The sequence below is a fragment of the Schlesneria sphaerica genome, from assembly GCF_044336245.1.
GTDB classification, from domain to species: domain Bacteria; phylum Planctomycetota; class Planctomycetia; order Planctomycetales; family Planctomycetaceae; genus Schlesneria; species Schlesneria sphaerica.
The window spans coordinates 1,446,581-1,472,358 of record NZ_CP172346.1 but is presented as its reverse complement, the minus strand read 5'-3'; the positions used below and the strand labels follow the sequence as shown (position 1 = coordinate 1,472,358).

At 56.6% G+C, this 25,778-nt stretch carries 16 protein-coding genes; 8 read left to right on the top strand and 8 right to left on the bottom strand.

Annotated elements, in window-relative coordinates:
• The first annotated feature begins 22 nt into the window (after window positions 1–22).
• Both ACGY09_RS05600 and ACGY09_RS05595 read left to right on the top strand, forming a co-directional pair.
• The gene (locus ACGY09_RS05600) at window positions 23–1,990 is read left to right on the top strand and encodes a vWA domain-containing protein (protein WP_397570795.1); all 1,968 of its coding nucleotides are present in this window, start codon (window positions 23–25) and stop codon (window positions 1,988–1,990) included.
• A 162-nt stretch (window positions 1,991–2,152) separates the two neighbouring features.
• Window positions 2,153–3,748 (top strand): prenyltransferase/squalene oxidase repeat-containing protein, encoded by a 1,596-nt coding sequence (locus ACGY09_RS05595; RefSeq protein ID WP_397570794.1) that lies wholly within the window; start codon window positions 2,153–2,155, stop codon window positions 3,746–3,748.
• A gap of 56 nt (window positions 3,749–3,804) precedes the next feature.
• Here the strand turns inward: ACGY09_RS05595 and epmB are convergent, their stop codons facing one another.
• Window positions 3,805–4,833: an EF-P beta-lysylation protein EpmB gene (gene epmB, locus ACGY09_RS05590; protein WP_397570793.1), complete on the bottom strand. Its 1,029-nt coding sequence runs from the start codon at window positions 4,831–4,833 to the stop codon at window positions 3,805–3,807.
• Window positions 4,834–5,064: 231 nt separating this feature from the next.
• On the opposite strand from epmB, the gene efp reads away from it, so the two are divergent.
• On the top strand, window positions 5,065–5,634 hold the full coding sequence (gene efp, locus ACGY09_RS05585) for an elongation factor P (protein WP_397570792.1): 570 nt from the start codon (window positions 5,065–5,067) through the stop codon (window positions 5,632–5,634).
• 5 nt (window positions 5,635–5,639) lie between these two features.
• A complete protein-coding gene (miaB, locus tag ACGY09_RS05580; protein WP_397571852.1) occupies window positions 5,640–7,091 on the top strand; it encodes a tRNA (N6-isopentenyl adenosine(37)-C2)-methylthiotransferase MiaB in 1,452 nt (483 codons plus the stop codon).
• A 201-nt stretch (window positions 7,092–7,292) separates the two neighbouring features.
• Here miaB and ACGY09_RS05575 read toward each other — a convergent pair whose 3' ends face one another.
• Window positions 7,293–8,684, bottom strand: coding sequence for a right-handed parallel beta-helix repeat-containing protein (locus tag ACGY09_RS05575; RefSeq protein ID WP_397570791.1), 1,392 nt, complete (start codon window positions 8,682–8,684; stop codon window positions 7,293–7,295).
• Between the two features lie 26 nt (window positions 8,685–8,710).
• Complete coding sequence (locus tag ACGY09_RS05570) at window positions 8,711–12,040, bottom strand: PVC-type heme-binding CxxCH protein (protein ID WP_397570790.1); 3,330 nt, start codon at window positions 12,038–12,040, stop codon at window positions 8,711–8,713.
• 329 nt (window positions 12,041–12,369) lie between these two features.
• Here ACGY09_RS05570 and ACGY09_RS05565 point away from each other — a divergent pair, with 329 nt between their 5' ends.
• Window positions 12,370–12,561, top strand: coding sequence for a carbon storage regulator (locus ACGY09_RS05565; protein WP_373651255.1), 192 nt, complete (start codon window positions 12,370–12,372; stop codon window positions 12,559–12,561).
• 522 nt (window positions 12,562–13,083) lie between these two features.
• Here ACGY09_RS05565 and glmS read toward each other — a convergent pair.
• Entirely contained in the window at window positions 13,084–14,946 is a 1,863-nt protein-coding gene (gene glmS / locus ACGY09_RS05560; protein WP_397570789.1) for a glutamine--fructose-6-phosphate transaminase (isomerizing), read from the bottom strand.
• Window positions 14,947–15,784: 838 nt separating this feature from the next.
• Here glmS and ACGY09_RS05555 point away from each other — a divergent pair.
• Entirely contained in the window at window positions 15,785–16,201 is a 417-nt protein-coding gene (locus ACGY09_RS05555; protein WP_373651257.1) for a hypothetical protein, read from the top strand.
• A gap of 204 nt (window positions 16,202–16,405) precedes the next feature.
• On the opposite strand, the gene ACGY09_RS05550 is transcribed toward ACGY09_RS05555, so the two are convergent.
• Window positions 16,406–17,317, bottom strand: a complete 912-nt coding sequence (locus ACGY09_RS05550) for a TIGR01777 family oxidoreductase (RefSeq protein WP_397570788.1) — start codon at window positions 17,315–17,317, stop codon at window positions 16,406–16,408.
• 209 nt (window positions 17,318–17,526) lie between these two features.
• Between ACGY09_RS05550 and ACGY09_RS05545 the strand changes: the two genes are divergently transcribed.
• Window positions 17,527–18,792, top strand: coding sequence for a formylmethanofuran dehydrogenase subunit B (locus tag ACGY09_RS05545; protein WP_397570787.1), 1,266 nt, complete (start codon window positions 17,527–17,529; stop codon window positions 18,790–18,792).
• Window positions 18,793–18,986: 194 nt separating this feature from the next.
• On the opposite strand, the gene ACGY09_RS05540 is transcribed toward ACGY09_RS05545, so the two are convergent.
• Complete coding sequence (locus ACGY09_RS05540) at window positions 18,987–19,751, bottom strand: DUF695 domain-containing protein (RefSeq protein WP_397570786.1); 765 nt, start codon at window positions 19,749–19,751, stop codon at window positions 18,987–18,989.
• 403 nt (window positions 19,752–20,154) lie between these two features.
• On the opposite strand from ACGY09_RS05540, the gene ACGY09_RS05535 reads away from it, so the two are divergent.
• Complete coding sequence (locus ACGY09_RS05535) at window positions 20,155–23,001, top strand: RND family transporter (RefSeq protein WP_397570785.1); 2,847 nt, start codon at window positions 20,155–20,157, stop codon at window positions 22,999–23,001.
• A gap of 678 nt (window positions 23,002–23,679) precedes the next feature.
• On the opposite strand, the gene ACGY09_RS05530 is transcribed toward ACGY09_RS05535, so the two are convergent.
• Window positions 23,680–24,471, bottom strand: coding sequence for a phosphatase PAP2 family protein (locus ACGY09_RS05530; protein WP_397570784.1), 792 nt, complete (start codon window positions 24,469–24,471; stop codon window positions 23,680–23,682).
• A 16-nt stretch (window positions 24,472–24,487) separates the two neighbouring features.
• Window positions 24,488–25,594 (bottom strand): LptF/LptG family permease, encoded by a 1,107-nt coding sequence (locus ACGY09_RS05525; protein ID WP_373651263.1) that lies wholly within the window; start codon window positions 25,592–25,594, stop codon window positions 24,488–24,490.
• Between the last annotated feature and the right edge of the window lie 184 nt (window positions 25,595–25,778).

Sequence of the window (25,778 nt, the reverse complement as noted above, 5' to 3'; positions counted from 1 at the left end):
ACTCATGTTCGAGAGTCCAGATATGAACTCCCACACCCCGACAGACGGACATCCCGAAACCGAAGGTCGACCTGCGTCTCGAAATTTCCGTTCCAGCGTACTTTCTGGTCTGGCGGTTTCATTTTTTATTCACGCTGCCGCTCTCGTGGCATTGTCGTTCATTGTCTTCAAAGGTCCGATGGACCAGTTGCAGATGATTGTGGATTCTGTTTTCACGGATGAACGGGCTCAAGAAGAATTTAACGAAGACGTAGAACAGTCGACCGAAGCGGCTGAAACCGTGAATTACGTTGCGGGGGCGATGGCGACGAGCGGACTGGCAACGGGTGGGAGCGGAGGACCTGTTGTCGCGCAGCAGAAGCTCGAGGAAGCTTCGAGCCTGCAGGAACCGACCGTCAAAGTCAACGTCGGCAACATCAGCCTGCCGGGCCTCAATATTATCTCGGACGATTTGGGGTCGGGGCAGGTGACCGGCGATATCGGACGGGTCGTAGAAGGCTACGGCGCGGCGCTCGGCCAGATGACCCAGGAACTGGTTCGGCTGATGCGAGAACAAAAGCTGCTGGTCGTTTGGCTGTTCGATGAATCTGAAAGTATGACCGACGATCAGAAAGAGATCCGCGAACGCTTCTACAAAGTCTATGACGAACTGGGAATCGTGCAGAAGTCGGATGCCAAGCTGAAAATCTCAGACGAGATTATGCTGACTTCGGTGATGAGCTTCGGCGAGGGAATCAACGAACATACGAAGAAACCAACCTCGAACATCGACGAAATCAAGAGTGCGATCGACAAGATCAAAATTGACGAGAGCGGTGTCGAGAAGATGTGCGGTGCCATCCAGGCCGCTGTTTCGAAGTATCGCCAGGCCGCCAACAGCCAGCATCGTAAACTGGTCGTGATCGTCGTTTCTGATGAGTCGGGTGACGATGGCAATCAGGTGGAAGAGACGATCGCCATCTGCAAAGGGTCTTCCACAAAAACGAATTCACTGCGGAGTACCCCCGTCTATTTCCTCGGGCATTACTCCGTCTTCGGTTACCCCTACGCGCATGTCCTTTGGAAGGATCCTGTCTACGGCTTAAACCACTGGATCGCGATCAATCGAGGCCCCGAAACTCCTGAGCCCGAGTGTTTGCAGTTCGACGGATTGCATGGCCGATGGGACGTGTTTTCCAGCGGGTTTGGCCCCTACGAGCAGGTGCGAATTGCGAAGCAGACAGGTGGAATCTTCTTCATGCTACCTGGCAATGAAGACAACCTCACAAGCGCAGGGTCTCACGAGCAGCGCAAGTTCGACCTCCTGGATATGAAAGAATACCTTCCCGACCTTAGCTCGCGACAGGTTTACATCAAAGACCGCTTCGAGCACAAATTCCGTGAAGCCCAGTGGCAGGTGGTGGCGGCGCTCAATCCCCACACCGATGAGAAGCTGAACATGCAGCAGCTCTGGTACAGCACCGACCCTTCCACCTTCGATAAGCAGGGTGAAGAAACGTTCAAACGAGCCCTGCGCGCAATGGGGATGCTGAACGACCAGGTGCGGGTGCTGGAATCCGTCAAAAAATTGCGAGAAAGAGAAACGTCCCAGCGCTGGCGGGCCAACTATGAGCTGATGCATGCACAGTGCCTGGCTTATCGGGTACGGTTGTTCCAGTTGTTGCTGGCGCTGGACCAACACCGAAAACAGCGACCGATGCCCTCGAATCCCATGAATAACAGCTGGGACATTCACCGCGTCCATGAACTGCTCGAACCAGACAAAGAACAGATTCAGCAGACGAAAGTGGACTTCGACGAATTGAAACGGCAACTCGACACCGCGCGACAAGAGCTTCTGGATGTCATCGCTAATCATCCGCGAACTCCGTGGGCGCGACGGGCGCAATGGGAACTGGATAGTGGATTCGCAATGAAATTTGTCGAATCCTACCGCAATCCGAATTACGACAAGGTGGCGACAAAGGAAATCAAGATTCCGAAGCAGTAGGCGAAAAACGGAGAACGCGATGCCGTTAGGTGCTGCCGGTTCCCGCTGCGATTGCTGGATTGCCGGGGCAGTGCGGTATCCCTTGGCCGAATGGTGATGGAAGAAGGCTGAATGGCGACGGATGAACCGGCTGTAGACTGGTAGTCAATGCGTGAGTCTTAGATGAGCAGCGAACGCAAAGATGTCCCTGAAACTCAACCGGCTTCTGCGTCGCCGCCACCGTTGCCACCCCGTGATGCTTCGAAACCCCACTGGTTTAAGAGTCGTCCCCCCATCGTCGTCGCGACTCCTTCTACACCCCGGTCTGCCAACTGGTCAAGACTCGCTGTAGTCCTCTTCGTGAGCTTTCTGTTCCATACGGGCATCCTCGGGTTGTGTGCGTTGATCGTTCTGCACGATCGACAACTCGTAGAACAGATCTATACGATTATCACCCACCGCGACGACCCGACGGACACGATCATTGAGCCGCCGCTGCAGCAGCCTGAAGAGATCCGCGAGGACTCCCTCCCCGTCGCGGAACTGGTCGATTCCGGGTCCGAGCTTGCACTCGACGAGCCTGGAGAGATCGAACTCGACTTGAGTGACGACCTCGGTCAACTTGTGACAGATCTCAGCGAAATCCCGGGCATCCCGGAGATGAAAGTCGCGGTTGAGACGTCGGGACGGATGTCTGTGCAGGCCAAGCGGGCACTTATGGCCCGATATGGTGGAAATGCGGCGAGCGAGGCTGCCGTTGCGCTCGGCTTAAAATGGCTGAAGCATCACCAGATGGCTGATGGAAGCTGGAGTTTTAATCATTCAAAGCACCCGCAATGCAAGGGGGCGTGCTCGCAGGACGGCAGCTTCGCGGCATGTCCCACCGGTGCCACGGGGATGGCTTTGCTGGCGTTTCTCGGGGGTGGGCACACTCATCAGAAAGGGGAACACCAACGGAGCGTGAAACGGGGGCTGGATTTTCTGCTGAAAGCGGCCAAGCCCACGACGGCGGGTCTCGACTTACGGGGAAACGTCACATCGAATGAAGGGATGTACGTTCAGGGAATCTGTACCATTGCGTTGTGTGAGAGCGCCGCGATGACGAGAGATCCTCGAGTCCGAAACGCGGCAGAACGGGCAGTGGAGTTCATCGCGAAAGCGCAGAATCAGAATGATGGCGGCTGGCGATACAGTCCCGGTGACGCGGGAGATTTATCGGTCTCCGGCTGGCAAATCATGGCTCTCAAGAGCGGCTACTCGGCGAAGCTGAAAATTGACCCCCCAACATTCAGGAAGGCCGAAAAGTTCCTGAATGCGACACAATCGCACGGCGGTTCGCGTTACATGTACACGCCTGACCCTAATCTCTCGGGCGATGTGGAAGGACCGGCAACACCGACGATGACCGCAGTAGGACTGCTCTGCCGGATGTACCTCGGCTGGAATCCCCAAAATCAGCAACTCGCGAAAGGAGTGGCTTATCTGGATCAGGTCAAACCCCAGCCTAACAACATGTATTTCAACTACTACGCGACGCAGGTGATGCACCATTGGGGCGGCGAAGAATGGACTCGCTGGAACAGCGTGATGCGAGACCATCTCGTACGGACGCAGCACCCGGTGACCGATGGTCATCTCGCGGGAAGCTGGGATATCGCGGACCCTCACGGAGGAGGAGGGGGGCGTCTCTACATGACTTGCCTCTCGATTATGACTCTCGAGGTCTACTACCGACATTTGCCGATCTACAGTAGTGAGAACATTAAAATCGAGTTTTGAACGACCTGTCAGAACAAAAATCGGCTATGGGCCACACTGTGTCTGCAATGTTAAGTCTACAGAGGCGTTTTGTGAGGCTGGCCCGGCAATTCTCTGACGTACTGGGGAACGGCATAGCCGGGAAGCCGGGTACGGAGTTCCGCGAGAATCGACTGACCAGCGGATTCATCAACCTGAAAGTGAGTGGCTCCCTGCACCAGATCGAGTTGATGCAGGTAGTAAGGGATGACGCCGACATTGATCAGTCGCTCGCTGAGCTCAGTCAGCGTGTCCGCATTGTCATTGATCCCTCGCAAGAGGACGGACTGATTCAATGTGGTAATGCCAGATCTGACAAGCTGCCGCAGAGACTGTTCGCAGTCCCTGGCAATTTCCCGGGGGTGGTTTGCATGAACGACCATGATCGGAGTCAGGCGTGATTCTGTCAGCAGGTCGATGAGGGGTTGCGACACACGGTTCGGCAGGACAATCGGCATCCGGGAATGAATCCGCAGTCGCTTGAGGTGCGGGATGACGTCCAATCGGCGGATGAGCTCTGTCAAACGGGAATCCGTCAGCATCAGCGGATCACCTCCACTCAGCAGGACCTCCTGAATGGACTCGTCACGCGACAGGACTTCCAGCGCCGGTTCCCATTCATCGAGCCGACGGGGTTCCAGGTCGTACTGGTAGTGCCGCCGGAAGCAGTAGCGGCAGTGGACAGCACAAACGCCGGTGGCAATCATCAGTGCCCGACCATGGTATTTGTGTAACAGGCCGGGTGCTCGACGGCTTTGCGTGTCTCCGACGGCATCGATGGCGGCCTCCGGCGAAGTCCGGTTTTCGACGTCGAGCGGCAGGACCTGCATCAGTAAGGGGTCTGTGAGGTTTCCGGGTTCCATTCGCTGCAGGAAACTCTCCGGAACGAATAGCGGGAACAACTGCGAGGCTCGGCGGGCCGGCTCAAGAGACTCCCTCGGCAGTCCGAGCCGTTCGATCAGGACATCCGGATCGCGAATGGCCCTTGCGAGAGATTCGTGCCAGGAATCTCGATTCCCCATTTTCGATGAGACGGGTGAAGATTTCTGACGAACCGACGGGTGCACGAGAATGGAATCCTTTACTGGCCCGAAGGCAACCCGTTCGACGGGGTTACGTGCTGAAGGGGAAGAGGCCGGGCTGCAACATATCAAATGGCCGTGATCGATGCGGGAGAGCTCTTGACAGAACGATTCACAGCTACAGCCGCATCTGATATTCTACGCGGCTCAGTTTTGGCAAGTTAATCGACTCCGGCAACGCGTGAGTCAGCGTATCACACCACAAAGAAAAGACATATGGCTCAGCTCAACACGAGCGACTTTCGCAAAGGATCCAAAGTCATCCTGGATGGCGAACCTTACGACATGGTCGAAGTGAACTTCGTGAAGCCAGGTAAAGGACAGGCCCTTTACAAATGTCGGCTGAGGAATTTGATCAAGGGAACCTTGCTCGATCGCACCTACAAGAGCGGCGACAGCCTGGAAGCCGCCGAGATCCGCGTGGGCGATGGGCAGTTCCTTTATAAAGACAGCACGGGTCTGGTCTTCATGGACCAGGGCTCATTTGACCAGTACACGATCCCCCTGGATGTGGCGGCCGATCAGGCCCGTTTCCTGCAGGACGGTGCCGTTTGCTCGATCATGTACTGGGGTGAGCAGCCCATCGGATTTACCGCTCCGGACAAGGCGGTAATGAAAGTGACTTATACGGAAGACGTGGTTCGCGGAAATACTTCCTCGAACCTCACGAAACCGGCCACCGTGGAAAATGGCGAGGTTGTCCAGGTCCCGGCGTTTGTAAACACCGGGGACATGATCCGGATTAATGCTCAAACGGGCGAATATGTTGAACGAGTAAAAAGCTGATGAGCATGACACCCTCCCACAACGGTAAACTGTTTATTGAGACCGTAGGCTGCCAGATGAATATGCTGGACAGCGAACTGGTCGTCGGCGCTTTGCGCAAAGACGGCTACAGCCTGACTGATGACATTCGCGAAGCGGACACGGTTCTGTTCAATACGTGCAGTGTGCGGGAACACGCCGAACACAAAATCTATTCCGCGCTGGGCCGCCTCAAGTACAGCAAGCTCTCTCGCCCGAACCAGGTGATCGGGGTTCTCGGCTGTATGGCTCAGAAGGACCAGGAACTGGTCTTCCAGCGAGCTCCCCATGTCGACATGGTGGTCGGGACGGGACAACTGGCTGAAGTTCCGAAGCTGATCGATGCGGCCCGGGAACGACGTGAACGGTCTCTCGCGGTCAGTCTCGATCGCAAGGAGGGGTCGCGTGCCGAGGTCAGTGACAGTTTCCAGAGCTACGATCCCCTGCGCGAACCCGAGATGCGACCTACGCCGCACCAGGCGTTTGTCCGGATCATGATCGGCTGCGACAAGTTCTGTACCTACTGTGTCGTTCCGATGACCCGAGGACCGGAACAAAGCCGTCCTCCGAAGGACATTCTGCACGAAGTCAAAGTGCTGGCTGATCAGGGAGTCAAGGAAGTGACTCTGCTTGGCCAGACCGTCAACAGTTACAAAGTGAAGCAGGACGGGAAGCTGTTCCGACTTTCGGACCTCCTGGAACTCATCCACGATGTCGAAGGGATCCTGCGGCTGAAGTTTGTCACGAACTTCCCGAAGGACATGACCGACGACCTGCTGCAGGCGGTTCGCGACTTGCCCAAGTGTTCTCAGTACCTGCATGTCCCGGCGCAATCGGGCTGCAACGAAATGCTCAAGCGGATGAAGCGGGGTTACACGATCGAAGACTATCGAGAGATGTTCGGTCGTATCCGTAGCACGATGCCCGGGGCATCCGTCTCGAGTGACTTCATCGTCGGGTTCTGTGGTGAAACTGACGAAGCCCATCAGAAGAGTCTCGACCTGATCCGCGAGTGCCGGTTCAAGAACAGCTTTATCTTCAAGTACAGCCCGCGACCGGGCACCAAAGCCAATGAACTGCTGTTGGATGATGTGCCTGAAGAGGTCAAGCGGCAGCGTAACCAGGAAATGCTGGCTTTGCAGAACCAGATCAGCGCCGAGGACAACGCGGCGTTTATCGGTCGCCAAGTCGAAATCCTGGTCGAAGGGCCCAGCAAATCAGAAGTGAAACGGGGCGATTCCGGTGCGGTGGGTGGTCCCGTCCAACTGACCGGTCGCACGTTGTGCGACCGAATCGTCGTCTTCGATGGGAATCCACGACTGGCAGGGTCGATGACCACGGTTTCTGTCGAAGATTGTACTCCGACGACCTTGATCGGAAGTATTGTCACCCAGCAGATTCAGCACGGTTCATCACCACTGCTGCCGATCCTCGCCTGATGAGTGTCGAACGAGAGAACTGTACATGCCAACTGTGTACAGTTCTCTGAGATCGCCTGCGAACGGAATGTACGTCGATCGTTCATTCGGCGAATAACCGACGCGCCGACGCCGCGAAAAGTCGGTGACGCTCACTCAACGGTGCATGCAGAGCGGGAAGGTCGGCGCGACTTCTCGCTCATTCCCAGCGTCGTACCAACGTCACGGTTTGGAAAGCTCGACATTGGAAACGCCCCGGGTTCCTGTGGGGAAGACGTTTGTACCGAAGTGCAGGCCGCGTGGGGATGTCTCGGATCCGTGTTCGATCCTGACGGCATAATGATACCGAGGCGACTCGGTTGTCTCGTCTACCCGCTCCGGAAGTTCGTCCGGGTCGGGGTTCGAGATGATGTTTCCCTGGATCAAAACATCACGCAGCGGTGGATCGGTCGGTTCCTGACCACGGTCAAAACGAAACACCGCGCGGCTGGAATCTTTCCACATCCAGTACGAATCTCCGTAGCCGAACTGTGAAATCACGTTGTCCGTGATCAGCGATCCGCCATCGACATTCGCTGCAATGGCAGGCTTGCCATTCTCTGACGCTGTGCCGGGATAGGCTCCGGAGCCGGACATGAGTCCGATGGCCCAGAGGGCACATTGTGAGAATTGGTTGCCGGTAATGAGCACGTTACGTGAGCCGTGCATGGCTTTCGTCCCAATAAAACTATTGTGGACGACATTGTTGCTGATGATGACGTGGTCGGAATGGATGTCGATACCCTGCGCGGCATTCTCGATGTGGTTGCCAAGAATCCGAGTCATTTTGCTCTGAGCCGGTCCGGTGACAATCAGTGCCGAGCCCTGGTGCCAGTTGTTAACGTATTCCGTATCCCAGGCCTCCTGAGAGATCAGCAGTCCCCTGGTCGGATTCTTCTTCGTGAACTTCCCGAGTTGATGCTGCGCCTTGATCTCGGGCGTGGGGCGGTATTGAGTTTCGATGATGGTGTTGCCCTGGATCAGCGTCCCCTGGCAACGATCAATGGCGATCCCTGTGCCGTCGATGCACCGAAACGCATAGCCCAAAAGTTCTGCATTTGCCGTGCGATCATCGATGGCAATCGTCATATAGTTACGGACGTCGCAATTGAGAATCCGTCCGTTGCGCACTTCTGAAAAGCGAATCGCGCTGGTTCTGGCTCGATTATCGATGATGCTCACCTGGTCGATCGTAATGTCGTCCCCATCCGAGACGAGCAGTGCGGGGTGCTCGGTATCGAGCTTCCCTTCCGACCGGGTGAGAGTGATTCCCACCACCCGAACACGCCGGGCGTGCTCGATCTCGAGGATGTGCCTTGCCGGATTCGTCATCACGATCCGGCCGGATCCCTTCAGGCAGATGCCGGACCCACTGATTCGCACAGTGGCATCGATAAGATGGTCGCCTGCAGGAAGGTGGATTTCTCCGCCAGGATTCGCATCGATGGCTGCCTGAATGCTGGGATAATCTGCGACCGAGATTTCTGCGCTGACGACCTCGGCGGACATCTGCCGGATCGCAAGGATCGTCAACATGCCGAACTTGAGCCAGACGTTCCACCTGACGGTATTCATGTGCGGTATCTCTGACGGCGAGGGGTCTACTTCGTTCCGTGAGCTGCGGAAGCGGTTGGCGATTTTCGTTGAGCGAGAAATTCGACCAGATCCCGAATCTCCGACTTCGTCAGCTTTTTCACGAGATCCTCCGGCATGCCCGACTTGCCGACGGTTCGCTCTTCAATTTCGGCAATCGGGATTGTGACGAGATGGCCATCGGGCAGGTGCAGACGCAGCCTCTCGTTATTCTCGTCTTTGACGATCCCTGCGAAGACACGTCCATCCTGAAGTGAAAGAATGGCCGTCTCAAACCCCTTGGCGATTTGCTTATTGGGATCAACGAGAGCTTCGAGCAAGTATTCGCGAGATTTAGCGAGGCCAATCCCGGACAGGTCAGGTCCCACTTCGCCGCCCGAGTTGTCGATCTTGTGGCAACGACGACAGGATACGTCTGCCCGACCAAAGAAGATTTCACGTCCCCGATCGGCATTGCCACCTTCCAGAGCCTCACGAAAGTCCTTGAGATGATCCGCGGGCGAACGTTTTGAATTGAACGCCTTGACCAGAGTCAGAATTCGGGGAGTGCCTCGCGTCTCTGCGGCGTTGAGCAGGTCCAAGTGGAGGACGGGGGGGACTGCTCCATTGACCATCTTATCGAGCCACGTTCCGATGACCTCATCGGCATCTTCCCGTTTCAAGCTGGCCAGCGCTTGAACGGCGGATTGTTGTTCCGAAGTCGAGTTTCCTGCCATAATTTCCGCGAATGAGCGAACGGCCCGGGCGGGATCGATTGCAGCGAGAATGCGCCGTGCTTCGCTGCGCACAGCAGGTTGTTCATCTTCAAGGGACTGTTCCACCCACGAGGCAAGTTGCGGACTCTTCAAAGCGTGAAGAGCGGCCAGTGCCGACGCTCTTAAGGGGGTGGGGGACTCCTTGGCATCGCTGAGGATTTCAATGAGATACGGTTCGACGTCGCCGATTGCGTACTGCGTGGCCAGTTTGACGGCCGCTTCACGAAGATTCGGACTGCCCGCGAAATAGGAGTCCATCCACGGCCGAATGACTTCAGCGATGTCGACGTTCCGTTTGTCCAACGGGCGATAGTCACCCGTCACGCGATCCAGCGGCCCTGGTGCGTTCCATTCGGTCAGTTCCGCGAGCGCTTCGATCCGCAGCACCTCGTCACTGAGCGGATTCCCTGCGTACGTGGCGACGACTTCCGCATTCTCTTTCGTTCCCAAGTGGAAATTCGCACTCATCGCTCGTCGGGCGACCGGGTCTGGCAGTCCCGGGTGGTCGAGAAGCTGGGCTAAGGCCTCCAGTGCGTTCGGGACGGGGAGGTCATGGATTGCACGAGCCGCCTCGGTGACGATCAGAGGTTCGACATCGGTCAGAAAGAGTCCCAGGCCAGGGCTGGCCAGGCGACGGAGAGCGACGACGACCCCCAGTCGGATCGAGGTGTTGGGAATGCGTGCAGCGGTCAACAGTTCCTGCGCCGATGCGGTTCCCACCAGGCCCATCACCAGGGCATGTCGTAGTGTCGGGTCGGCGTCGGCATTCTCGGCGAGTGCTTCAAGCAGCGGGGCAAACGCCGGTTTGTATTTCAGTTTTCCAACGGCGATCGCGGCGAGGGATCGGACTCGCAGATCAAGGTCCTTAACCATTTCGGCCAGGATCGGTCCTGCTTCTGTAAAGGCGGCCTCTCCGCAGACTCGGGCCACTTGGGCACGAACTTCAGGTGAGCGGTCCTGCGCGAGTGCCAGAAGCGGTTTCAGAACCGAAGGATCCTGACGGCCGATCTGCCCCAGTCCCCAGATGGCATGCACGCGGGCGAAGAGATTTTCATGACTGATTGCGATCTCTGTCAGTTGCTCGGTATGGCCGTTTGTGGCCATGGCCAATTGGGCTCGCAGGCGAATTCGGTAGTCGGCATGTCCCAGAAGCTGGCTGAGCTGCTCGGGAGTACGCGATTCGAAACCTTCGCTCATCAGAGCTTTGACCTCGCTCACGACGGGGGACTTACTATGTAGCTCGTCGCGGAACCGGTAGATGCGGCCTTTTCCGAGGCCATCCCAGCCGTCGACCCAGTCGGAGACGTAGATTTCCCCGTCGTAACCGAAGTCGATGTCCGTCGCCAGAATCGACCAGACGAACTCTTCCGGGTTCACGAGTTCAAAAGAAGCCCCTTTGGGAACCAGTGAGAAAGTTCGGATTCCGCTGTTCGAGGCTTGTCCACGAAAGTCTGCGAGGAAAAAGTTCCCCCGGTACTTTTCATCCAGGCCCGTGCCGGGGTAGTAGGCCAGCCCCGAGGGACCATCGGCGAAGTGGGCGACGGGAGGAACGATGTACGCCGCCTGACCGGGGTGGTGCACATGCCAGAGCTTTTCCCGATTCCAGGGTCCGCGGTCCTGGGGATACTGATAATACATTCGCCAGCCGGTATCCGATCCTTCGACCAGGTAAACCCACCGGGCACGGTCGCCGCTGTCAGAGTTGTTATCACCGGTGAATAAGTTGCCGAAATCGTCGAAGGCCAGTTCCTGTGGGTTTCGCAGGCCGGTACAGAAGACTTCCAGGTTCGAGCCATCCAATTCACAGCGGAAGACGGCTCCCTGGTCCGGTTTCGCCAGTTGCGTCCCATCTTTGAGAACGATGTTGTATCCACGATCGCCAATACTAAAGTAGAGACGACCATCCGGACCGAGGATCAGTCCGTGCAGATCGTGACCTCGGAATGCCACGCGGACGCCAAAGCCGTCATGAAGCGGTTGCTTCGCGTCCGCCACCCCATCGTCATTCGGATCCGTCAGTGCCCACAACCTGGGGATGCACGTGTAGTAGACAGTTCCATTCAGAGCGAGCAGCCCCGCGCCAGTCCCCTCTTCGATGTGATTGAACCCGTCGGCGAATACGGTGGCGTCATCAGCTCGCCCATCCCCATCCGTATCGACCAGTCGTCGGATGCGATCATGCTCCAGACCGTAGTCTTTGACATGTTCCTTGAGATGCTTTTTGAAGAAGCGAATGCGGTCGGCAACTGTTTGAGCTGCCAAGTCATCGATCACCCAATCCATGTGCCCACGGTTGTCTTCGACCCCTTTCGACTGCCGGAACGTTTCCGCGACGAAAATCCGTCCCTTCTCATCGATGCAGAAGGCCACCGGGTTTGCGAGCTGCGGCTCAGCGGCGAACAGTTCGCCCTGAAAGCCACCCGGAATCTTAAAACGATGGAGCGCCAGCGCCCCTTCCTCGGACTTCTCCTCGATCTTGGGAGAATAGGTTTCCTGAGCCTGAACCCGACCGAGTGTGATCTGACCTAGCGTGAAAATAGTGAAAATGAAGAGGAGGCCAAACTTACGGAACGTCGTGGTCATCGATGAGCGCTTTCTGAGCGAGCCTGGCTGCATTCTGGCAAGGCAGCGATTATGCCGCTCAGATCGATCAGCTACCAGTGAAGTAGCGTTTCAGCCAATGGCTGATCAAAATGAATTGTCCATAATTGGACAGTTGGTCAAAACTCGCCACCGAGACAGGGGCACCACACGGCTGGAATATCCGAAAAATAGCGTAAAAGGTCAAAATTGTGCTCAAGTTCCTCAGCATTTAGGGAACCGAAGGATGCCGGAATTCGTCTGTGGTGTAATAATTGCGAGTGTATGTGGCTCGGTGTGGAACCTACTGCTCTAGTTCAAGGAAGAGAACGATGTTGGTTTTAACTCGCGGCGTGAATCAGAAGATCGATATTGGCGACAGCACGATTACCGTAACCGTTCTGGAGGTGAAGGGTGGCCGTGTCCGCCTGGGGATCGAAGCACCTGCCGATGTCTCGATTCGACGCCGAGAACTGACTGTGAATGTACCAATGGAAATGGTCCCAGAGATGTGCGGACAGTGAAACCTGTCTGTCCGCGTTGAATTCGTTGCAACCTCTTAAATCTATTGGTGGTCAGGCGACACGTCGATTTCGTTCGACGGAGTGTCGCCTTGGACCGCGGAGGTTTGGCAACCGGTAGAAGTCTGCAGCGTACGTGATGCGACGGCCTTGACGGCGTGACGCTTCCGTACCCTCCATGTTGCCCACGAGAGTTGAACCGTGCGCTGAAAAAGCGCGCTCGAGCGCTCTATGAAGGGCGAACTGAAGACTTCCATGCGTCTTTTTTTTAAGGTCTCAAAGCCTTGGTATCACTCTTGTGAGGCGCCAGGTCCCGGCCAGTCGATGAAAATTCATATTCAACTGAGTTTTGTAAGGAAAGAACCTTTCCTCAGGGCAACTGCCTGACGCTTCGTTGCCAAGTCGTAGCTATGAATCCCGTAGTACGCCGCTCGACATTTGATCAGTTTCGGAGCCCTGACTGAGTGTCATGGGCCCAGAACTGCATTTCCCTCCGCCCGGTTCGGAGGCGATCGGACTCACTTTTCACTCGACGGTCACGCTTTTCGCAAGGTTTCGTGGGCGATCCACGTTGCACCCTCGGTAAATGGCGATTTGGTAGGCCAGGAGCTGCAGGGGGATCGACGTGACCAGGGGCTGAAGGTATTCATCAACGTCTGGTACGTAGATGACATCGTCTGCCAATTCCGCAATCTTGTCGTCCCCTTCGCAGGCGATGGCGATGACCGGGCCTTTGCGGGCTTTGACCTCTTCCAGATTGCTCATCACTTTCGGATAGATTTCGCAGCGAGGAGCAATAAAGACGCTCGGTGTGTCCTCGTCGACCAACGCGATGGGACCATGTTTCATTTCGGCGGCGGGGTAGCCTTCCGAGTGAATGTAGCTGATTTCTTTCAGCTTGAGAGCACCTTCCAGGGCCACCGGGAAGTTGTACAGTCGTCCCAGATAAAGAAAATTTTCTGCCGTGTAGTATTTACGAGCGACGTCCTTCACCGCGTCAAAGCACTTCAGGGCCTGTCGGATCTTGTCGGGCATCTCCCGCAGTTGACTGATCATGCGTTTACCTGCGGGGTGCGACAGATGTCGCATTCGACCGAGCAGCAGGGCCAGCAGGGTCAAGACGGTCACCTGTGAGGTAAACGCCTTGGTTGAAGCGACGCCGATTTCGGGGCCCGCATGGAGATAAATTCCGCCGTCCGCCTCGCGGGCGATTGTGGAACCGACTGTATTACAGATGGCCAGGGTCGGATGGCCCTTTCGCTTGCACTCACGCAAGGCCGCGAGGGTATCCGCCGTTTCGCCGCTTTGCGTGATCGCAAAGATCATTGTGCGGTCGGCCATCGGGGGATTGCGGTATCGCAATTCACTGGCGTATTCCACTTCCACCGGAATACGGGCGAATTCTTCGATGAGGTATTCACCCACCAACCCCGCGTGCCAACTGGTTCCGCAGGCCGTGAGAACGATCCGGTCAATCCGTCCCAGCGATTGGGGATCGAGGTTTAGCCCGCCGAATTTCGCGGTGGCCTCCTCATCGTCCAATCGGCCTCGTAGCGCGTTTTCGATCGTTTGAGGTTGCTCGAAGATTTCCTTCAGCATGTAGTGATCGAATTCCCCTAAATCGGTGTCGCGAGAGGTTTGCTCCAGCGCTCGAATGGAGAGTGCAGGGGCACTACCGTCCTGGTGTCGCAGCACAAATGAATCAGCCTTGATGACCGCTGTTTCGTGATCATTGAGATAGACAATTTCTTTCGTGTGACCAACGAGGGGACTCGCATCACTGGCGAGAAAATACTCGCCTCGGCCCATCCCAACGACCAGCGGGCTGCCGAACCGGGTCGCGATGAGTAATCCGGGGACATCGCGGAACATCACTGCCAGTCCATACGTTCCTTTGATCTGTCGGACTGCGGATTCGACCGCACGGACGCACGTCTCCGCTTCAAATGGGTCATCGCCCAGCTTTACGGCTTCTTCCAACTGATGGGCAACCAGATGGGCCGCCACTTCCGTATCCGTGGCGGTGCGAAATACGTAGCCCAGTTCGCGAAGCCGGTCACGCAGAATCGAGTAGTTTTCGATCACACCATTGTGGACGAGAACGACTTCCCCGTTGCCACCGGTGTGGGGGTGCGAGTTTGTGTCGCTCGGTTCCCCATGAGTTGCCCAGCGGGTATGGCCGATTCCGGAGGTTCCGTGGATTGGCAACAGTTTGCAAAGGTCCGCCAATTGTGAGACGCGGCCCGTTTTTTTCCGGATCGAGATCTTGCTGCCGTCCTGGAGAGCGACCCCGGCACTATCGTAACCTCGATATTCCAGCCGAAACAAACCTTCGATCAGGTAGTCGTAAGCCTGCTTGGGACCGACATAGCCTACAATTCCGCACATATTTGCGACCTCCTTCTCGATGTCTGCGTCGAATTCATCCGTGATTAAAAATTTGTCAGCATGGCAGTTTGAAAGGCCTCATCCCTTGCTGTCGGAATCTCTCGTTAGACCGGCAGACGGTTCTCTGTAAGGCTTTTTCGAATAGCGACTTCCAGCGAAATGAGTCCTCGGTTGGCAAGGTGCTGCCAAGGTTCGAAAGGGTGATTTCGCGCGGCTTATAGCAGAACGACGAGAGTCTGTTGAGACGAATTCCGCCAACAGCAACTCTCTGTCATGGACAGACTCTCCGAACGTAAATCGAGTTCTGCGGTTCAGTCATCCTCCTGTGCCGACGCGCGTGAGGGTTGGCATGGTGACATGCGGTGAATAAATGTGTAGATGTTCATGATCGGAAGTTTTCATACGTGCGAGAATTCGAGGTCTGGAAGCGACTGTTTGGATGAAGGGGGCAACGATTTGTTGACATCTGTAAACCAAATCGAGCGAGCGTGTTTCAACTTTGAAACGGCTCGACCACAGAGAAGTGTGGCTCGCCTGATAAAATGTTCCACCCCCAAGGAATACCGTCGAGGAGAGCGGTCACGCCACTTGTTGCGGTTATTTCAGGAACGCAGTGATACTTGTTCGGGATCTATCGGGTATTCAACTGCGGGCAGGATTCCGATTTCTCCGATCATTCTGAGGAGTTGAGCAAGTCATGGATGCGGCGATTGCACGCCAGAACGGCGGCTGCGTTATCGTCGCAAACCCATGCGGGAATTATTGCAGTGGCACATCGATTGCCAACTCGGCTCACGACTTCCGAGCTAACTCCCCCGCATGACGGAGCCTTCACAAGATGACTTGCCCACCGGACTGGTTATCGTCGTTTGCTGATGACGTCACATCCTGCATTCGTTCGCATGATGATCTTGCCCCGCTGGGCTGCCACTTTCACGATATGGACGGGATCTGGGAGATTACGCTCTTTGCGTCCCTGACCGAGGTCATCGGGGGACCGCACGACGGTCGTCTGCGCCCCTCTCCGTTCAGTGTCGACGTGAAACCGCTGCTCGCGGCATTTTCGCATGTCGACAAGGTTACCTGGCAGGCATTGCGAGTCGACCCGAGTGACGAACTGGGACCTCACCTCTCGATTGAAGGGCTCGTCGGGACAAAACCGGTCTGGCTGCGGATCACCTCGATCGCGCCGGAGCGTTTTGAACCCGGGCGGCATCGCCTGGCCAACCAACAGGCGTTCAAGGACATCTGGTGATCACCGCGACGGCTGGTTGATGACAAAAGGACAAGGTGGGATCGTCTCCCCTCCTTGTCCGTGTGACTGACTCTCTGGGTGTTGCGCGGTCTTGACTGGCCTTGCAGGTCTCCGGTGCCCCCGGAATGCCTAAGATCAGAGGAGACGCTTGAGTCCATCGAACATCGTGCATTCACAGCCTCTCGCACTCACACACCGTGACGCTCAGTGCTTTGCAGGCTGCGGAGCAAGCGCGTGCTTCAATGCAGGTTCCAGGCTGGGGTAGGCGAAGCGATAGCCCGTTTCGCTCAATCGATTCGGCATCACGCGAGCGCTGGACAGAAGGAGTTCATCCGCCATTTCACCCAGAACGGTCCGAGCGACGAAGGCGGGCATCGGGACGATTGTCGGTCGATTCAGAACCGATCCCAAAGTCTTGGTAAAGTCGTAGTTCGTTGCGGGACTGGGGGCAGTGACGTTGACCGGGCCCGAAATTTTCTCGTGCGTCATACAGTGCTGGATGGCTCCGACGACATCCTCGATGGCAATCCAGCTCCAGTACTGATTCCCGGATCCAATCACGCCTCCGCCGCCAAGCTTGAACGGTGTCAGCATCTTGGCCAGTGCTCCACCTTTCGGAGAGAGGATCACTCCGAACCTCAGGTTGACGACTCGAATTCCTTCAGCCCGGGCTGGTTCGCATGCGGCTTCCCATTCTTTGCAGAGATCTGCCAGAAACCCGGTCCCCGGTGGGGATGTTTCGTTCAGCAGATCACGGCCGCGATCACCGTAATATCCCACTGCCGAGGCTGCAATCAGCGTTTTTGGCGGGGACTTCAGTTGTGCCAGTGTCTCACACAAGAATCGGGTTGCATCGATGCGACTGGAGCGGAGCGTCTGTTTGAACTGTGGTGACCAACGCTTCTGAGACAGATTTTCTCCTGCCAGATGAATGACGACATCCGTCCCTTCCAGTCTCCCTTTCGGCAGTTCTTTTCGGGAGGGGTCCCAGCGGATGTCATGCGCTTCCTCGGCCTGACGTCGGGTCAGTCGCAGAACTTCGTGTCCCTGGCTTGTCAGAGAAGGTACCAATTCTGATCCGACCAGTCCCGTCGCTCCGGATACCAACACCTTCATGTTAAATTCCTTCGAGAGTTCACGCAGATTTGGCTGAGAAATGGCAGACATGTCTAAACGGTACCAGATTTTAGGCTTGTCGTCGCAACCCGCCCACGAAATGCCGTAACCTCATTTCCTCAATTCTGGTGACGTCGGAAGCCCCTTTACAGTAAGCTGAACGAATTCAAATATTTTCCTGACTGATGCAACACGAAAAGGCACGAGTTTTGGACGAAATCCTGGAAGACGTCGCCTGCACCGTATGTGCGTGTGTCTGTGATGATCTACGCGTTACTGTCCGAAATGGACGGATCGTCGATTACCAACCGTTCTGCTCGCGCATTGGTGACTGGTTCCATCAACAGAATTCGACAACTCCCGTCGCTGCAACGCGATCGGGGGTGGATATCTCACTTGATGAGGCGATTGAGGCGGCGGCAGGTTACCTCCGAAATTCTCGTGCTCCCCTAATCTACGGATTGTCCCGAAGCAGTACGGATGGACAACGTGCCGCCTTGGCTCTGGCAGATCGAATTGGAGCCACGATTGACACAACCGCCTCAGAAGGACATGCCCCCTCGATTCTTGCGCTGCAGCAGACAGGCGAATCGACCTGTTCGTTGGGAGAAATTCGAAACCGGGCCGACCTGGTGATCTACTGGGGATCAGATCCCCTTCAATGGCAGCCTCGACATCTGGAACGCTATTCGATGCGGCCGGGGATGCTCACGCCCAATGGTCGCGCGGATCGAACCCTCATCGTGATCGGTTCGGAGCGCACACAAACGTCTGCCGCAGCAGATCTGATTCTCGATATGGAACCGGGACAGGACTTCGAAGCCCTGTGGACGTTGCGAGGCTTACTGAAGGGAATCGAGCCAGCGCCAGGAGCGAAGACGGGACTTCCACTGAATCAGCTGAAAGACCTTGCGGATCGCATGAAGTCGTGCCGCTGCGGGATCGTGTTTTTTGGATATGAACTTGTCCGCCAGTCGATGGGCCATCACAACGTCGAAGCACTGCTGCAACTGGTCACGGACCTCAACGAGTTCACGCGTTTTTATGCCCGCAGGATGCGAGTGGCGGGTGACGTGTCCGGGGCCGACAGTGTGCTCTGCTGGCAGACGGGCTACCCCTTTAGCGTCAGCCTGTCTCGGGGCTATCCCCGCTATAACCCCGTCGAGTTCTCAGCGGCCGATCTACTGGAGCGTCGCGAAGCGGACGTGGCAGTTCTGGTCGGATCCGCAAGCCTGGAGACTTTTCCTCTCGCTGCCATTGATCACCTTAAGTCGATTCCGACGATCGTGCTGGATCATCCATTCTCGGGGGCACCGTTTGAACCGACGCTCCGCATCACTACGGACGTCTACGGAGTCCACCGGCACGGAATTGCCTATCGAATGGATGAAGTTCCGATCCCCCTGCGGCCGCTCCTTTCATCCCGGTCTCCCAGCGACGGGGAGGTATTAAATCGAATACTCCAACGGCTGTGACTGATTGAGACGTAGTTGCTGCCAGCAATCAACAGTGATTTACCGGTTGAGCTTCAGCAGTCAGCGCGGGGGGGGCGAATGGACTCGGCACAGGCGAGCGGGCACCTGGACTGAGCCGACGTCAGCTCATCCATTCGCATCACTCAACGGCGACTTCCAGCAGAGGCGATTGACACTGTCTGGGGTTGAACACCTTATTCGGTAATGACCTCGGATCCCCAGCCCTCGTATTCGCCGCCGTGTTCCCGGGCCAGGTCGAACAGTTCGAAGGTGATGCGATCGATTGTTTCTCCATCGGCGGGATCCACGCGAAGGAGGCCGACTGCATAGGGGAACTCGGTTGCATCGGGCCGGTCGGGACGGCTGGCCGCTTCATACCCGAGCGCTTCTGCCGCAGAGATGAACGATTCCCTGTCTTCGCTGGTTTTGAAATTCGCATAGTGATCGATCCGACGGGGTGTCGTCAGTGAATCGCCCGCCTGATAGAGTCGGTTAATGATGTGCTGGTTTTCGATCTGCTGTAAGTCTTCCGGGGAAGGGTAGAGAACGTCACGATAGTGCGTCCATTCGGGATCCTCGGCGAAATCGGCTTCGAAAGTGTATTCCGGAAATTCGCTCATGACTGTCGTGACGGAATCCCGGAATTGCTCGGGATCAGCAGTGTAGAAGTAGAACTCGCGCACCCCGTCGGACGTGATTCGGCCCACGTAGCGGACATCCGCTTCAGCGAACGATTCCGTGACGGCGTCTTCAATTTCATTGAGCCGGATATCTTCTTCTTCCGTGGGAAAACGCTCTTCGTCGGGATTGAGCACATCGACTCGCAGCCAGACCAGGAAGGGCTTTTCGCTGATGGGTGCCAGTTCGGCGATACCGATATCCACCATCAGGACAGCGGGATTGTCGTCGACGTAAGTTACATAAATTTCCCAGTGGGAATCGTCGGCAGGCATGTTCATTCCGATTTCGTTCGACGTCATGAAAAACTTGATGCGTACGTGGCAAGCGGCGGAACCTGAGTCATTGTAACGCCGGATGTGCGCGTTCCCTATCCCTCTGTCGACCGACGCCGAACAGGTCAGGGAACGCTACTTTTGCGTCAATGGGCTCAAATCGGCGGGGCCGATTGCGACTTGGTTCGACAAATCTTGTGCTTTTCGTGCTGGACCATCGGCTTAATACCGAAGTTCACAATATCAAAAGCGAACTTGACATCGGGCTTTCCGGAAATCGCCGTTCGCGGATAGAATCCGTGCGAGAATCTTTGCGGGCGTTCTGATTACAGGACGTCTGTGCAGCTTCCCCATCGGTTCAAGGATTGAGTATCAAGCCGCGCTCGTGGAGTCGAGCGGGAGGGGACGAATGGCGCACTTTTTCGAAAAACGCGATTTCTGGGGCAATCGACTCAGCATGTGGCTGGTTGTCCTGATGGCCTTCGCGGCACCGGTCTGTTGGTGGTCAGTGCGACAACTTCACCTCGACAACGAGGTCGAAAAATGGCTCCCCAACGAACATCCCGAACTGCGAGCGCTGCGCTGGACGCATGAAGAGTTTCCGATCGAGGAACGAATCCTGCTGACGTGGGAGGGAAGTTCCATCAACGATCCCCGGCTGGAACGACTCGTCGATCAACTGCTGGGCAAGCCCGACGCCCAGGGAACAAAACGGGGTGGCCTTCCTTACGTTTCCAGCGTTCTCGATCCTCGAGCGGCGCTGAACGTGATGCAGGAGAACGGCATTTCCGCGCAGGACGCCGCCCGTCGTCTCGAAGGGACGCTGCTGGGAGTCGGTCCCCTGAGGCTACGTCTGACAGAAGTAGGCCGCTCGGCCATCAAGAAGACCAGACGCGAGCTTCAACTCGCCACCCGTTCAAAATTCGGTCTGGAACTGGTGATCCACGAGGCCGATCCCGATCTGTCACCGCTCGTGGCCATTCCCGGCCCCGTGGCAGAAGAAGGGGGAACCAGCGAACCGACACAACCGGTTGTTGTGGCCGTCGATGGAACTCCTCTCGAAGAGGCCACAGTCGATCACGACCTGAAAATTTCCTGGAAAGGGATCCGCATCGGCAGCCCTGAAACGGCCGATATCGCCAACTGGCTGAAACAGTATGTTCCCGAGTGGGGCGAAGGGTCAGCGCTGGTTGAAGACAGCTTTTTCGTGCTGGGCTCACCGGTGGCACTCGCCGTCGGAATTTCGGAGGCGGGACTGGCTGACAAGGCCGAGACGATCGCCTCGATTCGCGCGATCTGTGATGTGGCCGGAATTCCTGCCGGCACACTGCACATGACCGGAAGTATCATTTCCGCCAACGAGTTAAACTCGGAAGTCCGCAAGGCAATCTGGAACACGTCGTATCCGCTGATTCAATTTCATCGCAGATCGGTCCTGCTGTCGTCGGCCCTGTTCAGCGCTTTGATGGCCTACGTTCTTGTGCGAAATGTGCGACTGGCGTCGATGATCCTGTTTGTCGCCATGTTCACCGCATTCGGTGCTCTCGCTCTGATCTCTTTCACCGGGGGCTCGATGAACATGATCCTCAGCGTGATGCCCACGCTGCTGATCGTGTTGACCCTTTCGGGGGCGATCCACGTTGTGAATTACTGGAAGCACGCGGCCAGCGCTGACGAAAGTTCGGCGATTGTCGAGTCGATCCGGTCGGCGTGGTCACCTTGTTCACTCGCAAGTCTGACGACGGCAATTGGTCTGATCTCGCTGTCCACCAGTGAGCTTTCTCCCGTTCGTGAATTCGGCCTCTACGCCGCCTGCGGAACGATGTTCTCGCTGTTAATGATTATCTATGGTTTGCCTGCCCTGATGCAGATGTGGGCAGGTCCCATTCCCCGGGAAAAGCCGTCTGATCAAGGGGGCTGGCGATTCTTTGGTCGGATCGTGACGGTGCACCCTGGTTTGCAGTCGCTGCTGGTAATCGCCGTTGCCGTAGCGCTCAGTTGGGGAATCTCGAAGATGCAGACGGAGACGAAAGTCATCCGCTACTTCCCCGAAAAGTCACAGATTGCTCAGGACTACTGGTTCATTGAAACCAATCTGGGTGGTGTGATGCCCGTTGAAACGGTGATTCGTTTTGACGAGCAGGCACAGCGAGATTCGACGTTCCTCGACCGTATGGAACTGGTACGTCAGATCCAGGAAAAAATGTGGAGTCACCCCGAGATCAGTGGGTCGGTCTCACTGGCAGATTTTCAGCCGGTGAGCGAACAACCACCTGAAGACGCGAGTTTTATCGTCAGGACCAAGCATCAGAAGCGGGCCACGATCATCCAGCAACGCATTCGCGATGGGGAAATTCCTGGTGCCCGGTCGTTCTATTCGGTCGCCGAACAGAGCCACGATCTGCATCAGCCGGGAGACCATCGCCTCAACCAGGCGGGTGATGAGCTCTGGCGAATTACAGCCCAGGTCAACGTCATGACCGAGAATTCGTTCGAGAAGATCCTGGCAGACTTGCATCAAATGGCGCAGGAAGTCTTGAAGCTGCAAGCTGGCTCCCACCATTTGATCACGGGCAAAGTCCCTCTGTTTGTTCAGACGCAGCATGCAGTTCTGGAAAGTCTGATCAGCAGTTTTGGTCTGGCGTTCGCCCTGATTTTCGTGGTGTTTACGATCACGTTGCGAAGCTTCCCGGCCGCCCTGATTGCGATGATTCCGAATCTGTTGCCGATCACTGTGGTGTTCGGGGCTGCCTCGTGGATGGGACAGCGGATTGATATCGGCTCGATGATTACGGCTTCCATCGCACTCGGGATCGCTGTCGACGGCACCCTGCACTATCTTGCATGGTTCAAGCGTGCGATGAGCGACGGATCCCGTCGTCGTGATGCGGCCATCCATGCCATGGTCCATTCCGGCCCCGCACTTCTGCAGACGAGCGCCGCTGTCGGCTTTGGCCTGCTGCTTCTGGTTCCTGCTGAGCTTACCCTCATCAGCCGATTCGGTTCCCTGATGGCCAGCATGATCGGGGTCGCACTTCTCGGTGATCTGGTGCTGCTCCCTCAACTGGTTTCGGGGCCCTTCGGCCGGTTTTTTGAACCGAAGCAGGCCGCAAGCGCTTCTGGAGTCTCATCGGCGGAGTTGCCGGTCATCGTTCCTGTTGCCGAGGCAGAGCCTGTGGCACGGGGCGTAGCTGTACCAAAACCTCATCACCACCCGGTCGATCCCAAACGGAAGAAGGGCCGACCGACGGCGTAGAGGCCTTTGATCTCCGGCCCGTTTCAGCGCGAGCAGGCTTCCGAGTGGGCTTCCAAACGCTCATTAACCGGCCTGTCTCATGCCGTGAGACGGAGTCCGGAAATTCGTGACTGTAATTGCAGCCAAGTGAAACCGGCAGGACGCAGCACTCCAGTCACCTCGCGATGAGTGAGCGTGCTCGATGCTGTTCCGATGCTCTGATGAACGCGAGAATGCCTCGGAGGAGGGGGATGCGTTCGGGCTGAGGCGACCTCGGTGTCACGGAGTCCAGACGGAACATCCTCGGACACGGCGACTGCGAACGGGCGGGATCGTCGCTGATCGGGAGGAAACCCTGTTTCGGTTAACGCCGCCCCGGTCGTCGCGAAGCCATGCAACCTGAGCGCCTTACGTGAGTTAGAATCATGCGTAATCGTGGTCGGTGAATTGGTGTGGGCGAGTCCGGGGCAGGGCCGTTCATGGCTCAACGTGAACTCGGGAAACTCCAAACTCAATGGTCGTTGCCCGGCCATTGAGTTTGGTTACTGGCTCGATGCCGGTGCCTGAGAGAGTCAGACAGAGCTATGTGCAGGGCGATTGAAATCGGCTCGGACTGGCAGGTGGTCACGGACTCTTTTCACGAGAGATCGATCGCGAAACGCGTCGACGCGCGGTTTTTCCACTGCGACGGGGCAGGAGTCAGGTGCTGGCAGGCTGTTCGTCGTGATCAATCAGCATCCGCGACAGGGCCACCGCAACAAGGTAGGTCAGAGCGCCGGCCCAGACCACATCGCTCGTGAAATGACCTCCCTGAAGAACACGCGTAAATCCCATGGCAACGCCGTAGATGAGACCGCCTGCAAAGCACGCGCGACGCAACCACGGACGTTTTGGACTGACAACAAACCCCAGGCCGATCAAATAAAACGCGACCGCTGCGTGACCAGATGGAAATGACGAATTCGGGAAGCGATCACTCCCCCACGCACCGACGGGCAGGAATTGTTTATCACCCCCAAAAACCGTGCATTGAACGGGTCGTGGCCGCCCCCACACGGATTTGAGGAATCCGTTGACCAGTAGACCCGGCCCGATGATTAAGAGCAGCGCCAGGAACAGTCCACTCAGGCGAAACTGCTTGATCTTCAGGGGATCCTTAGAATGGAGCAAGTGGGTACCGAAGACCGCCACGACGGCACCGACGACGCCGACAACGATCGGCGGAATGACTCCATTCCGGTAGAACCAGAGCCAGGGGTGAGCCCGCTCGAAGGGCCAGATACCATTTCCTGAATCATAGAACATCGCAGAGACGTGCTGGTCAACGTCCCAGATTCGGATCAACAGACTGACCAGAAGCGTCGCGATGAGCGGACGCCATACGGGCCAACTCTTCCGTCCGGCTGCTGTGACCGTGTGTGGCGACGAGAAATCAGAACGAAGGTTGATGGCGTCGCGCGAATGCGCAGGGTTGATCAGGGTGTCATTCATGGTGATTCATCCCAACTCAAGTGCGGATCACGCCAGAGAGCCAGGCGGAAAGTGCTCCGCCGAATACGACAGGCGCCCAGGCGGCAATCTCCGGTGAGATGACGTAGCTTGCCCCCAATGATTGAAATCCCTGAGTGACGGCAAAAAGCAGGGCCAATACAAACCCGCATAAAGTCGAATCCACCGCCAGGCCGGGACTTTCTCGACGAACCATTAACGGAATCGTGAGCAGAACCGCAATTACGTTGAGGATGGGCTGCATGAACCTGGAATGGACGTACAGGACAATCCGGTACACAGAAGCGAAACCGAAGGCAGGACAGCGAATCCGCTCCAGCAGTTCCCAGGTCGACAGCGAGGTGAAGCTCGAACTTCGTTTGAAGAGCTGGTCGCAGGTGATCGCCGACGCGACAAACACACGTTCTCCGGGAAGAACGACAACCAATTCGCGACCCCGATCCGTCAGAATCCGTTCCACGTCGGCCAGGGGAGGATTCGAGACGACATCTTTGATCAACCAACCGGCGGGGCGGTTCCCCTTCGCGGGATAGAACGTCGCCGTCGGACCCTTGAGAATCGTCAACTCGTTGACGAGGCTGGGGGACGGGAGCGTGAAGAACGGCTTTTCAATTGTTCGATCGGCGACCCTGACCGTTTCTCCGTCGATCGAAATGCGCGTTCGGTGGTCCGTCAGCGATTCGACCTGGGATTGTGAAAGGTCGTTCTGGTGGCGAATCTCGTGTTCACGAAATGCAACGCGTGGAACGAGGAATTCCTGGTTAAAAACCAGCAGGCAATTCACGCCGATCGCTGCGAAGACCATCGGCCTGAGAATGCGATACATCGGAATCCCGGCCGCCAGAAGCGGGTGGAGTTCACCACTTCGCTGCAGCAGGATGAGAACTGTCATGACAGAAATGACCGTCAGGGCCGCTCCGCCACGATCCAGAAACAGAATCGAACGATAGGCGTTCAGCGTGACAATCAGTTGGATCAACCCGAAGGTGCCATTGTCGCCGTTGATTTCCAGCAGTTCATCCAGGTTCTCGAACAAGTCGATGACTGCGACCAGCCCGAACATGGTGATAAAGCACACGCCGAACGTGTGGAGAAAGCTTTTCATCAAGTAGCGGTCATAAGTCATGTCTTGCCAGGATGAACGAAACTGCAATCAAGCCTGTTCTGCTAATTGTCCACAATTGCAGCGGATTACAGGGGAAAGCCAAAAATGGGTCAAGATGTTTTCCCGTGCCTCTCAGTTCGCCTGGTCACCGCAGGATGTGACGATCTCGCGGCTCACCTCATCC

Coding starts and splice junctions, on each gene's coding strand:
- ACGY09_RS05530 (WP_397570784.1), bottom strand. CDS start 24,471: ATGAATGACACCCTGATCAACCCTGCGCATTCGCGCGACGCCATCAAC.
- ACGY09_RS05575 (WP_397570791.1), bottom strand. CDS start 8,684: ATGAATACCGTCAGGTGGAACGTCTGGCTCAAGTTCGGCATGTTGACG.
- ACGY09_RS05570 (WP_397570790.1), bottom strand. CDS start 12,040: ATGACCACGACGTTCCGTAAGTTTGGCCTCCTCTTCATTTTCACTATT.
- ACGY09_RS05525 (WP_373651263.1), bottom strand. CDS start 25,594: ATGAAAAGCTTTCTCCACACGTTCGGCGTGTGCTTTATCACCATGTTC.
- ACGY09_RS05565 (WP_373651255.1), top strand. CDS start 12,370: ATGTTGGTTTTAACTCGCGGCGTGAATCAGAAGATCGATATTGGCGAC.
- ACGY09_RS05600 (WP_397570795.1), top strand. CDS start 23: ATGAACTCCCACACCCCGACAGACGGACATCCCGAAACCGAAGGTCGA.
- miaB (WP_397571852.1), top strand. CDS start 5,640: ATGACACCCTCCCACAACGGTAAACTGTTTATTGAGACCGTAGGCTGC.
- glmS (WP_397570789.1), bottom strand. CDS start 14,946: ATGTGCGGAATTGTAGGCTATGTCGGTCCCAAGCAGGCTTACGACTAC.
- ACGY09_RS05550 (WP_397570788.1), bottom strand. CDS start 17,317: ATGAAGGTGTTGGTATCCGGAGCGACGGGACTGGTCGGATCAGAATTG.
- ACGY09_RS05535 (WP_397570785.1), top strand. CDS start 20,155: ATGGCGCACTTTTTCGAAAAACGCGATTTCTGGGGCAATCGACTCAGC.
- ACGY09_RS05540 (WP_397570786.1), bottom strand. CDS start 19,751: ATGAACATGCCTGCCGACGATTCCCACTGGGAAATTTATGTAACTTAC.
- ACGY09_RS05595 (WP_397570794.1), top strand. CDS start 2,153: ATGAGCAGCGAACGCAAAGATGTCCCTGAAACTCAACCGGCTTCTGCG.
- efp (WP_397570792.1), top strand. CDS start 5,065: ATGGCTCAGCTCAACACGAGCGACTTTCGCAAAGGATCCAAAGTCATC.
- ACGY09_RS05555 (WP_373651257.1), top strand. CDS start 15,785: ATGACTTGCCCACCGGACTGGTTATCGTCGTTTGCTGATGACGTCACA.